The sequence below is a fragment of the Streptomyces scabichelini genome (assembly GCF_011045015.1).
GTDB lineage: Bacteria > Actinomycetota > Actinomycetes > Streptomycetales > Streptomycetaceae > Streptomyces > Streptomyces scabichelini.
Genome location: NZ_JAAKZY010000302.1, coordinates 1 through 10,951, shown reverse-complemented (window position 1 = coordinate 10,951; position 10,951 = coordinate 1). Strand labels below are relative to the sequence as shown.

Sequence of the window (10,951 nt, the reverse complement as noted above, 5' to 3'; positions counted from 1 at the left end):
GCCCGCGCCCATACGCATAACCGCCCCACACCGCGTACACCTCGGCCAGGTCCGCGTCGCTCCTCCAGTTGCGCGCATCGATCAGCGGCAGCAACCCCGCCCCGTAAGCCCCCGGCTTGGACCCGAAGATCCGAGCCGTAGCCCGCCGCCGATCCCCATGCTCGGCGGCGTCCTCCTCCACATGCGCCCGTACGAAGTTGCTGTCCGCGGGCTCATCAAGCTCCGCCACCGCCCGCACCGCATCATCGATCAGCCCCACCACATGCGGGAACGCATCCCGGAAGAACCCGGAGATACGGACCGTGACGTCAATCCGCGGCCGGCCCAGTTCCTCCACCGGAACCACCTCGAAGCCCGTCACCCGCCGCGAAGCGTCGTCCCACACCGGCCGACACCCCAGCAGCGCCAGGATCTCCGCGATGTCATCGCCCTGCGTGCGCATCGCGGACGTACCCCACACCGTCAGGCCGACCGACTTCGGGTACTCACCGTTGTCGGCCAGATACCGCTGCACGAGCGAGTCCGCAAGCGACTGCCCGACCTCCCAACTCAGCCGGGACGGAATGGCCTTGGGGTCGACCGAGTAGAAGTTGCGGCCGGTCGGCAGGACGTTCACGAGCCCACGCGTCGGCGAACCCGACGGCCCGGCCGGGACGTAACCGCCGTCCAGCGCCCGCAGGATGTGGTCGATCTCGTCCGTCGTACGGGCGAGACGCGGCACGACCTCACGGCACGCGAACTCCAACACCGCCACAGCGTCCGGGAGTTTGGTGCGGACGACCTCGCGTACGAGACCGGGGACGGCCGTGACGTCCCAGCCGCGCTCCTCCATGCCTTCCGCGACCCGGCGGCACAGGATCTCCAGGAGATCGATCGCGTCCGAAGCGGTGCGTGATGGTCCCTCGACGAGGTCGGTCAGCTCGGCCGGCACCTTCATCGGCGCGCCCGGCTCGGCGAGCAACTCCTTCTCGACCAGGCCGAAATGAGAGGCGAACGAGGCGCGCAGCCCCGGCAGCGCGTTCGCGGCGCCGCCCCACACCTGTGAGGCCCGCAGCACGGCGAGTACGAGATTGACGCGTGGCTCGCCCTCCGGACCGCCGCCCAGGATGTGCAGCCCGTCCCGGATCTGCACGTCCTTGATCTCGCAGAGATAGCCGTCGATGTGCATGACGAACTCGTCGAACGCGTCGTCGTCCGGCTGATCGTCCACATGCAGGTCGTGGTGCAGTTCGGCAGCCTTGACGAGGGTCCAGATCTGGGCCCGTACGGCCGGGGCCTTCGTCGGGTCCAGGTCGGACACGAGGGCGTACTCGTCGAGGAGTTGCTCCAGCTTCGCCAGATCCCCGTACGTGTCCGCCCGCGCCATCGGCGGTACCAGGTGGTCGACGACCGTGGCGTGCCCGCGGCGCTTGGCCTGGGTGCCCTCGCCGGGGTCGTTGACGATGAAGGGATAGATCAGCGGCAGGTCGCCGAGCACGGCGTCCGGTGCGCACCCCCGCGACAGCCCAAGTCCCTTGCCCGGCAGCCATTCCATCGTGCCGTGCTTGCCCATGTGCACGATGGCGTCGGCGCCGAAGCCCCCCTCCGATGTCGCAGTCTCCAGCCACCGGTACGCCGCCATGTAGTGGTGCGACGGCGGCATGTCCGGGTCGTGGTAGATCGCGATCGGGTTCTCGCCGAAGCCGCGCGGGGGCTGGATCATGACCACGACGTTCCCGAACTGGAGGGAGGCAAGGACGATGTCGTCGCCGTCGACGTACAACGAGCCCGGCGGCTCGCCCCATGCCTCCAGCATCCCGTCCCGCAGCGCGGGGTCGAGCTTGTCGAACCACGCCTGGTAGTCGGCGAGCGGTACGCGCGCCGGCGCGGCGGCCAGCTGATCCTCCGTCAGCCATTCGACGTCGTGACCGCCGGCCGCGATGAGCCGGTGGATCAACTCGTCGCCGCCGGACGGGTATTCGGTGACCCCGTATCCCGCGTCCCGCAGTGCGTCCAGGACCCGTACCGCTGAAGCAGGGGTATCGAGCCCCACCGCGTTCCCGACGCGCGAGTGCTTGGTCGGATACGCCGTGAAGACGAGCGCGAGCTTCTTCTCGTCGTTCGGCTTGTGCTTCAACTGCGCGTGCCGTACGGCGATTCCGGCCACCCGTCCGGCCCGCTCAGGATCGGCGACGTACACCGGCACGTCGTCCGGCCCCTGCTCCTTGAAGGAGAACGGGACGGTGACGATCCGCCCGTCGAACTCCGGGATCGCGACCTGCATCGCCGCGTCCATGGGGGACAGGGCGGCATCGGACTCATCCCACGCCTGCTTCGACGACGTGAGGCAAAGCCCTTGCAGCACAGGGATGTTGAGGTCGGCCAGCGCCCCGATGTCCCAGGCCTCCTCGTCACCGCCCGCCGACGCCTGCGAGGCGTGCGTGCCTCCCGCCGCGAGCACGGTGGCGACCAGCGCGTCGGCCCGCCCGAGGATCTCGTACAGGCCCGCGTCGGCGCCGCGCAGCGAACCGCAGTACACGGGAAGGGCGTTGGCGCCCCGCGCCTCGATCGCGTCGCACAGGGTGTCCACGAAAGCGGTGTTGCCGGACAGTTCGTGGGCCCGGTAGAAGAGGACGCCGACGGTCGGGCGGCCGTCGAGGTACGGGCGCTCGCCGTGGACGCCGTACTCGGGCATCTTCCGCGGTTCTTCGAAGCCCTCGCCCGTGAGCAGCACGGTGTCGGAGAGGAAGCGGGCCAGCTCGGCGAGGTTCTCCGGGCCGCCCTCGACGAGGTACCGCAGCGCCTCCGCCACGACACCGGCCGGCACCGACGACTCGGCCATCAACTCCGCGTCGGGCACGGTCTCTCCGCCGAGCAGCACGGTCGGAATCCCCGACGCCTTCAAGGCCGCGAGCCCGTCCTCCCAGGCACGCTTGCCCCCCAGGAGTCGTACGACGGCGATGTCCGCGCCCTCGACGAGCGCGGGCAGCTCCTCCGTCACATCCACCCGGGTCGGATTGCCGATCCGGTACGAGGCGCCGGAAGCGGCCCGGGCCGCCAGCAGATCCGTATCGGCGGTCGACAACAACAGCACTGTGCTCATGCGGGCGCTCCCGGTGGAATGAAAGGCAGTTCTGACGGAGCGCCCGACTCGATGAGCCGCCAGAGCGCGTCCGTGTCCGCGTGTTCCTCGATCAGATCGCCGAGCCGGTCCAGCTGCTCCTCGCGCAGCGCGGCGAACGACGTGTCGGCGGCCGGTGCGAAACGGCGGCCCGCGGCGGCCGCCACCTCGCGCAGGAAAGCCCGACGGAAACCGTCCGACTCCAGCGAGCCGTGCCAGTGCGTGCCCCACACCTCGCCGACCCGGCAGCCGTCCAGGAAGGGGTCTCCGCCGGTGACTTCGGCGATCCCGTGGTGGATCTCGTACCCCTCGACGTACTCGCCGAGCGCTTCACCGACGGGCCGCGTGAGGGTCTTCTCGCGCGCGAACCGCACGCGGAGGGGGAGCAGGCCGAGCCCTTCGACATGTCCCGCACGGGACTCGACGTCATCCTCGATGTGCTCGCCGAGGATCTGGAAGCCGCCGCAGACGCCGAGTACGGGGCGGCCTTCGGCGGCCCGGCGCCGCAGCGCGTCCGCGAGTCCGCGCTCCCTGAGCCACTCCAGGGCACGCACTGTCCCCCGGGTGCCGGGAATCACGACCAGATCCGCGTCGGCGAGTTCCTCAGGCCGGTCCACGAACCGCACGACGACACCCGGTTCGGCGGCCAGCGCGTCCACGTCGGTGAAGTTGGACATGAGGGGGATCGCGCAGACGGCGACCCGCAGGACGTCCTCGCCGACGGGTGCGGTGACGTTCGATTCCCGGACCGCCCCACGCAGGGACACGCTCATCCCGTCCTCCTCGTCGATGCCGAGGCCGTGCCGGAAGGGGAGTACGCCGTACGTGGAGCGGCCGGTGAGGTCGTGGAGCATGTCGAGGCCGGGCTCGAGCAGGGACACATCGCCGCGGAACTTGTTGACGAGGAACCCGGCGACGAGTTCCTGGTCCTCGCGCGACAGCAGCGCGACGGTCCCGAAGAACGAGGCGAAGACACCCCCGCGGTCGATGTCCCCGACCACGAGCACGGGCAGCCGCGCGTTCCTCGCGATCCCCATGTTCACGATGTCGGTCCGCCGCAGATTGATCTCGGCGGGACTGCCCGCCCCCTCACAGATCACCGCGTCATACGTGCCCCGCAACTCGGCCAGACACTCCAGCACGGTCCCGAGCAGCTTCTCCTGCCGCCCGCCGTGGTAGCCACGCGCGCTCAACTCGCCCACGGGCTTGCCCATGAGCACGACCTGGCTGCTGCGGTCGCTGCCCGGCTTCAGAAGTACGGGGTTCATGAGCGCCGTCGGCTCGATGCGCGCGGCCTGTGCCTGCATGGCCTGTGCGCGCCCGATCTCGGCGCCCTCGCGTGTGACGAACGAGTTGAGGGACATGTTCTGCGCCTTGAAGGGCGCGACCTTGACTCCCTGACGCACCAGCCACCGGCAGATCCCGGCGGTGACGACGCTCTTGCCGGCGTCCGAGGTGGTCCCGGCGACGAGCAGCCCGCCGCTCATGACATACGCCCCTTCGTCGACGTACGCCCCCGCGTGAGGAGCCGTCTCGTGAGCCGTGCCGTGAGGAGCCGTCCGGCGACGCACACACCGAGAGCCAGCCCGCTCACCCGCTGCGAGAGCCGCACGGCCCGCTCGATGTCGCCCAGTTCCACCGGGCGACCCTCGCCGTTGAGTACGGGCCGGTGCTCGACGCGCCCCCCGTACGAGAGCGTTCCGCCCAGGCGGACTCCCAACGCCCCCGCGAACGAGGCCTCGACCGGCCCGGCGTTGGGGCTCGGGTGCCGGTCGGCATCGGCACGCCAGGCGCGTACGGCCCCGCGCGGATCGCTCCCCGCGAGGGCCGCGAGCACGGCGGTCAGCCGGGCACCCGGCCAACCCGCCATGTCGTCGAGCCGCGCGGAAGCCCACCCGTACCGCCGGTACTTGGGCGACTTGTGCCCGACCATGGCGTCCAGCGTGTTCACGGCCCGGAAGCCGACGAGCCCCGGCACACCTGCCGCGGCTCCCCACACCAGCGCCCCCACCACGGCGTCGGAGGTGTTCTCCGCGACGGACTCGACGACGGCCCGGGCGATCCCGTCGGCGTCGAGCGCCTGCGGGTCCCGCCCGCACAGGTGCGGCAGCCGCTCCCGGGCCACCTCGATGTCCCCGGCGGCGAGGGCCCCGCCGACGGCCCGGGCCTCGCGCCCGAGCGAAGTCCCGCCGACCACGGCCCAGGTGGCGGCGGCGGTCAGCGCGACGGAGGCGGTACGGGACGTACGTACGGAAGTGGCGGCGAGGGCCGCGAGGGAGACGGCACCCCCGGCGCACACGGCGGTGTGCAGCGCGCCCCACCCCCGGTGGTCCCGCCACAACACCCGCTCCACGGCGCCCGCGGCCCGCCCGAACGCGGCGACCGGATGCCCGCGGCGCGGATCGCCGAGGAGGAGGTCACCGAGGAGGCCGGCGGCGGCGCCGTACGCGAAGACGCGATCGGCACGCATGGGGTCAGCCTGTCGCTACGTCAGGCAGAACCCTCGTACCGGGAAAACTGAACCGCAACAGGCAGCCGCACATGGCGATATGTCCTCACTCAGGGTGTCCGCGCCCTGGTTCGACGAGACCGACGGTGAGAGTTCCTGGCTCCCGGGGACTTCCTTCCCCGGTGACAGTGGCGGGACCGCGCCGGACTCACACCGGCTTCCTCTCCTGCCGTCGTACTTGGCTCCGGCAGTCCACCACGGGTTGAAAGACCCGTCAACTTGCTGTTGACCTGCGAAGGGAGAGTGTGCGAAGGCCCACACAGACAGGTGGGGGTGCGGGACGTCGCTGCGTCCCGCACCCCCACCTGCGGAGGAAGCGCTGCCGTCAGGCCACGATCAGTCAGGCCACGATCAGATAGATCCCGTACGCGACCGCGGCCGTGCACGCCGCGAAGCAGGCGTAGGCGCCGGTGGTCGCGAGGGTCGCGGAGTTGCCCTGGGCCGAGGACGACTCGCGCTTGGAGAGGCCGACGATGCCGAGGGTGAAGAGGCCCACCAGGGCGACGGTGACGATGAGGCTGACTCCGAAGACGGAGCCGAGGGCTGCCCAGTCGATCTTCATGCTGCTTGTTTTCCTTAGACCTTGGCGGCGCGGGCGGCGGGCTTTGCGTCCGGCTCCGCGAGGGTGGCCGTCAGCTTGTCGTCGTCGGCGACCGTGCCCGCCGGGGGCGGGGTCACCGCGGCGATCGCCGTGGTCACCACGCCGGGTATCTCTTCGCTGTCGTTGACGTTGGTGTGGTCGACCACCTCGCGGCGGGAGGCCACCCAGATCGCGGCGCTAGAGGCGATCAGGAAGACGGCGACGAGGGCGGTGCCCCAGGTGCCGAACGAGGTCACGTACTCCGCGATCGCGGCGACCAGGGCCGCCGCCGGAAGCGTCAGGCCCCAGGCGACGAACATCCGGGTCGCGGTGGACCAGCGGACCACACCGCCCTTGCGGCCGAGGCCCGCGCCCATCACCGAGCCGGAGACCGAGTGCGTGGTGGACAGGGAGAAGCCGAGGTGCGAGGAGGCCAGGATGACCGTGGCCGCGCTGGTCTGAGCGGCGAAGCCCTGCTGCGGCTGGAGGTCGGTCAGGCCCTTGCCCATGGTGCGGATGATGCGCCAGCCGCCCAGGTACGTGCCCATCGCGATCGCGAGACCTGCGGAGAGGATGACCCAGACCGGCGGGTCGGAGTCGGGGGCGACGGCGCCGCCGGCGACCAGGGCGAGCGTGATGATGCCCATGGTCTTCTGCGCGTCGTTCGTGCCGTGGGCCAGCGAGACGAGGCCGGCGGAGGCGATCTGACCCGAGCGGTAGCCCTTCTTGGCGGCATCGCCGTTCGCGTTCTTGCCGAGCTTGTACGTCAGCCGGGAGGCGAGCATCGCGGCCAGACCCGCTACCAGCGGGGCGGCGATCGCGGGGATCAGCACCTTGGTGACGAGGACGTCGCCGTGCACCGCACCGACGCCCGCCGAGGCGATGGTGGCGCCGATCAGGCCGCCCATGAGGGCGTGCGAGGAGCTGGACGGGAGTCCGACGAGCCAGGTCAGCAGGTTCCAGAGAATGGCACCGACGAGCGCGGCGAAGATCACCTCGGGTTGTATACCGCCTTCGTCGACCAGGCCCTTGGAGATCGTGTTGGCGACCTCCACGGAGAGGAAGGCGCCGACAAGGTTCAGTACGGCGGACATGGCCACCGCGACCTTGGGCTTCATCGCGCCGGTCGAGATGGTGGTGGCCATCGCGTTGGCGGTGTCGTGGAAACCGTTCGTGAAATCGAACGCGAGGGCGGTGACCACCACTATCGCGAGGATCAGCGAGAAGTTTTCCATTTACCCGGTCTTCTCTTGGACGTCAGTGGCACATGGACCGTAGGCAACCTGGGTGAACGGAAGATGAACGCAGGCAGGCCCATGGGTGTACCAAGACGAGATGCCGTCCCTCCGGGCGTGTCGGAGGGACGGCACAGGAGTCGAACCAGGGGTGGCACGGGAGTCGAACTGAGGCGGAGTTTCGGGCTCCGCTAGCCCTTCGCGAACTTCTTGAGCTGACTCATGGACCCGTTGAAGAGATTCTGGTCACCCGGCAGGCTTCCGCCGTTGTCGTACTGCCAGAACGTCCACGCCCTCCAGCCCGAGGGCAGCGATCCCGCCGACGAGCTGTAGCGGGCGAGCCACAGCGCATGGTTCGAGGCGAACGCGGAGCTGTTGCCGGTGCACGTCTTCCACCAGTTGTAGTTGGTGTAGATCACCGGGCGACGGCCGGTCTGCCGCTTCACCTCGTTGCTGAACGACTTGATCCAGCCGACCATCTTGGCCTTGCTCAGGCCGTAGCACTTCTTCTTGCCGTACGGGTTGTACTCGATGTCGAGCGCGGGCGGCAGCGTCCAGCCGTCCCCCCGCCAGCTGCCTCCGTTGCGCACGAAGTACGCGGCCTGGGTCTTGCCGGACGACTTGTGCGGCAGGGCGAAGTGGTACGCCCCGCGGATCAGGCCCGCGTTGCGCGCGCCGTTGTACTGCTGGCCGTAATACGGATTGCGGTACGTGTGGGACTCGGTCGCCTTCACGTAGACGAACTTGGCGCCTTTGCTCTTTGCCTTCGACCAGTTGACGTTCTTCTGGTGCGAGGAGACGTCGTGCCCTTTGGGCTTGGCGGCCGCCGAGACCGGCACCTCGACGAGAGCGGTTCCGCCGAGGGTGAGCGTCGCCACGGAGAGCACGGCGAAGCGGGCGTGACGACTGAGGGACAGTTGGCGACTACGGGACGGTTTGCGATCACGAGCCATATTTCCCCCCGGAATGGCGGCGTGCACGACAAATCTCCCCGAGATTACTGGAAGATCATCGAGAGGCCGTCGCTCGTCGGCCAATCCCTCCCACCGGGCGTTTCCTTCGTATCTGCGCCCTTTCGGATGCGCGCGTTCCGCCCTAAAGTGCCCTGGCCCCCGCCGGGTTGGCGGCCGTGGCTGGCAGGATCGCGGCATGGCTGAACAGCGGCGGGACGCAGGGGGCCGGCGGGACGTGGACGAGGAGGGCGCTCAGGAGGTGCGGGACGAGACGGAACGGGCGTGGCGCGACCTCGTGGCGACGGCGCGCCGGACGGTGTCCGACGGTCTGGTCGTCGGTACGTCGGGCAATGTGTCGGTCCGGGTCGGGGACACCGTCCTGGTCACGCCGACCGGAGTTCCGTACGACCGGCTTGGGCCCGAGGACGTCTGCGGGGTCGGTCTCGACGGCCGGCAGGTGCTCGGTTCACTCGTTCCGACCAGCGAACTGCCCATGCATCTGGCGGTCTACCGCGCCACCGACGCCCGCGCCGTCGTCCACACGCACGCCGTGCACGCCACGGCCGTCTCGACGCTCGTCCCCGAGCTGCCGCTCATCCACTACATGGCCGCCGCGCTCGGCGGCCCCGTCCGTGTCGCCCCCTACGCGACCTATGGCACGGAAAAGTTGGCCGAGAACATGCTCCATGCGCTGCGGGACCGCACGGCCTGCCTTCTCCAGAACCACGGCACCCTCACCTACGGCACCACCCTCCTCCAGGCCTACGACCGCACGGCCCAGTTGGAGTGGATGTGCCGTCTGTGGCTGACGGCGTCGTCGCTTCCGGGCCATTCGCCTTCGTTGCTGAGCCGCGAACAGGTGGCGGAGGTGGGGGAGCGGTTGAAGGGGTACGGCCAGCCGTAACGCTTCTTCGCCCGCACTAAGCGGCCTTGGCCAAGTCCGGTGCGGTACCGCGCCCCTTAAGGGGCGCGGGGAACTGCGCGACCAGCCACAGACGGCCCGCACCTTCGTACTGCGCTTCCCGCCGAGCGCCTGGTCGCCCTTTGGGCAGCCCCTTCGGCTGGCCGACAGCGGGCTCGGTCAGGAGACTGGACTCGTGCGCACCGTGAAAGTGACGGCCGCGGCCGTCACCGCCGCCATAGCCGCCGGCGCCGCCACCGTGGCGGCCGGCCGCTTCGCGAGCGACGCCGCCCTGAAGGCGCCGCCGGGCAAACCGCTGCCCACCGAACCCCGGCTCACCGTGCACGCCACGGCCGCGGGCCGCATCACGCTCACCCGCGCCCTGGCCTCCCAGCGACCGGGCATGTACGGCCTGAGCGGCAACGCGGGTCACGCCGTCGTCGGTGCGGTCCTGGACGCCGCCCCGCACCCCGCCGACACGGTCGTACGCCGACTGGAACGCGTCACCCACGGCACGCTGGAACCCGGCGACAAGGTGTGGTTCACCCCGAACGTGCACATCGGCGACCCGAGCACAGCGCTCGGCCTCGACCACACCGACGTCGACATCCCCGGTGAACTCGGCACCCTGCCCGCCTGGTTCGTGCCCGGCGCCCGCGAGACCTGGGTGATCACCGTGCACGGTCTGGGCGCCACGCGCGAACACCCCATGAACGTCATGGAGTTGCTGCACCGCCTCCGCTTCCCCGTCCTCGACCTCGCCTACCGCGGCGACCTCGGCGCACCCCGCTCCCCGGACGGCCTCTGCCATCTGGGCGAAACCGAGTGGCCCGACCTCGACGCGGCGATCCGGTACGCCGTGCGCTCCGGCGCCGAACACGTCGTCCTGCACGGCTGGTCCACCGGCGCCACCATGGCCGTGCGCGCCGCCGCGCACTCCGCGCTGCGCGACCGGATCTCCGGGCTCGTGCTGGACTCACCCGTCCTCAGCTGGCAGGACACGCTGCGCGCCCTCGCCGCGGCCCGCCGCACCCCCGGCGCCCTGCTGCCGCTGGCCGTCCGCGCCGCCCAGGGCCGCACGGGCCTGGGCGCCGACCGGATCCAGGGCGCGGCCGACCCCGACCTGCTCAAGGTGCCGGTCCTCGTCCTGCACGGCCCGGACGACACGGTCGCCCCCTGGGCACACTCCCGCCGCCTCGCCGACCGCCGCCCCGACCTGGTCACCCTGCACACCGTCCGGAACGCCCCGCACGGCGCCATGTGGAATGCCGACCCGACCCGTTACGAAGAGGCCCTGCGCCGCTTCCTCATCCCGCTGATGTAGCCCCCTCCGGACCCCGCTGATGCAGCCCCTTCTGGATACTGCGGACGCAGCCCCTCCGGACCCAGCTGATGCAGCTCTCCTCTGGACCGTGCTGATGCAGTCCCTCCGGCCCGGTTCCGCTCGTCCTTGTCATCCTTGCTCCATGGCTTCCGTTTAACCCCGAACCACCTGGTGGTTCACCCTCTACGAGCGCCCGTCAACCCCGGTGCGTTGGCCACCCCTGTCGCCCCGAGTGACATTCCGTTTGGGTTTTCGGACCGTCAACCGGAAGACTGCCCCCGTGACGTCCCGTATCCCGCGCGACTCCAGGCTCCGTCTCGTCCGCTCACGACCCCTGGCCGCCGCCCCC

The 10,951-nt window shown here is 70.4% G+C and carries 8 protein-coding genes and 1 riboswitch; of the genes, 2 read left to right on the top strand and 6 right to left on the bottom strand.

Annotation, left to right across the window (positions count from 1 at the left end):
* The 6 genes from cobN to G5C60_RS46730 form a co-directional block, all read right to left on the bottom strand.
* A partial coding sequence (gene cobN, locus G5C60_RS46755) for a cobaltochelatase subunit CobN (RefSeq protein WP_165269726.1) occupies positions 1-3,082 on the bottom strand: 3,082 nt, incomplete at its 3' end.
* Positions 3,079-4,587, bottom strand: a complete 1,509-nt coding sequence (locus tag G5C60_RS46750) for a cobyric acid synthase (protein WP_165269724.1) — start codon at positions 4,585-4,587, stop codon at positions 3,079-3,081. The genes cobN and G5C60_RS46750, both read right to left, overlap by 4 nt.
* Positions 4,584-5,570, bottom strand: a complete 987-nt coding sequence (locus tag G5C60_RS46745) for a cobalamin biosynthesis protein (RefSeq protein WP_165269722.1) — start codon at positions 5,568-5,570, stop codon at positions 4,584-4,586. The genes G5C60_RS46750 and G5C60_RS46745 overlap by 4 nt, the downstream gene beginning before the upstream one ends.
* 110 nt (positions 5,571-5,680) lie before the next feature.
* Positions 5,681-5,821, bottom strand: a riboswitch (cobalamin riboswitch).
* 128 nt (positions 5,822-5,949) lie between these two features.
* Positions 5,950-6,171: a hypothetical protein gene (locus tag G5C60_RS46740; RefSeq protein WP_165269720.1), complete on the bottom strand. Its 222-nt coding sequence runs from the start codon at positions 6,169-6,171 to the stop codon at positions 5,950-5,952.
* 14 nt (positions 6,172-6,185) lie between these two features.
* A complete protein-coding gene (locus G5C60_RS46735) occupies positions 6,186-7,424 on the bottom strand; it encodes an inorganic phosphate transporter (RefSeq protein WP_165269718.1) in 1,239 nt (412 codons plus the stop codon).
* Between the two features lie 191 nt (positions 7,425-7,615).
* On the bottom strand, positions 7,616-8,377 hold the full coding sequence (locus G5C60_RS46730) for a lysozyme (RefSeq protein WP_165269716.1): 762 nt from the start codon (positions 8,375-8,377) through the stop codon (positions 7,616-7,618).
* Between the two features lie 196 nt (positions 8,378-8,573).
* On the opposite strand from G5C60_RS46730, the gene G5C60_RS46725 reads away from it, so the two are divergent.
* Both G5C60_RS46725 and G5C60_RS46720 read left to right on the top strand, forming a co-directional pair.
* Positions 8,574-9,281: a class II aldolase/adducin family protein gene (locus G5C60_RS46725; RefSeq protein WP_165269714.1), complete on the top strand. Its 708-nt coding sequence runs from the start codon at positions 8,574-8,576 to the stop codon at positions 9,279-9,281.
* A 193-nt stretch (positions 9,282-9,474) separates the two neighbouring features.
* On the top strand, positions 9,475-10,602 hold the full coding sequence (locus G5C60_RS46720) for an alpha/beta fold hydrolase (protein WP_165269712.1): 1,128 nt from the start codon (positions 9,475-9,477) through the stop codon (positions 10,600-10,602).
* The last annotated feature ends 349 nt before the right edge of the window (positions 10,603-10,951 follow it).

Excerpts from the sequence above, each read along its gene's own strand:
- G5C60_RS46735 (WP_165269718.1), bottom strand. The coding sequence starts at position 7,424 with ATGGAAAACTTCTCGCTGATCCTCGCGATAGTGGTGGTCACCGCCCTC.
- G5C60_RS46725 (WP_165269714.1), top strand. The coding sequence starts at position 8,574 with ATGGCTGAACAGCGGCGGGACGCAGGGGGCCGGCGGGACGTGGACGAG.
- G5C60_RS46750 (WP_165269724.1), bottom strand. The coding sequence starts at position 4,587 with ATGAGCGGCGGGCTGCTCGTCGCCGGGACCACCTCGGACGCCGGCAAG.
- G5C60_RS46730 (WP_165269716.1), bottom strand. The coding sequence starts at position 8,377 with ATGGCTCGTGATCGCAAACCGTCCCGTAGTCGCCAACTGTCCCTCAGT.
- G5C60_RS46745 (WP_165269722.1), bottom strand. The coding sequence starts at position 5,570 with ATGCGTGCCGATCGCGTCTTCGCGTACGGCGCCGCCGCCGGCCTCCTC.
- G5C60_RS46740 (WP_165269720.1), bottom strand. The coding sequence starts at position 6,171 with ATGAAGATCGACTGGGCAGCCCTCGGCTCCGTCTTCGGAGTCAGCCTC.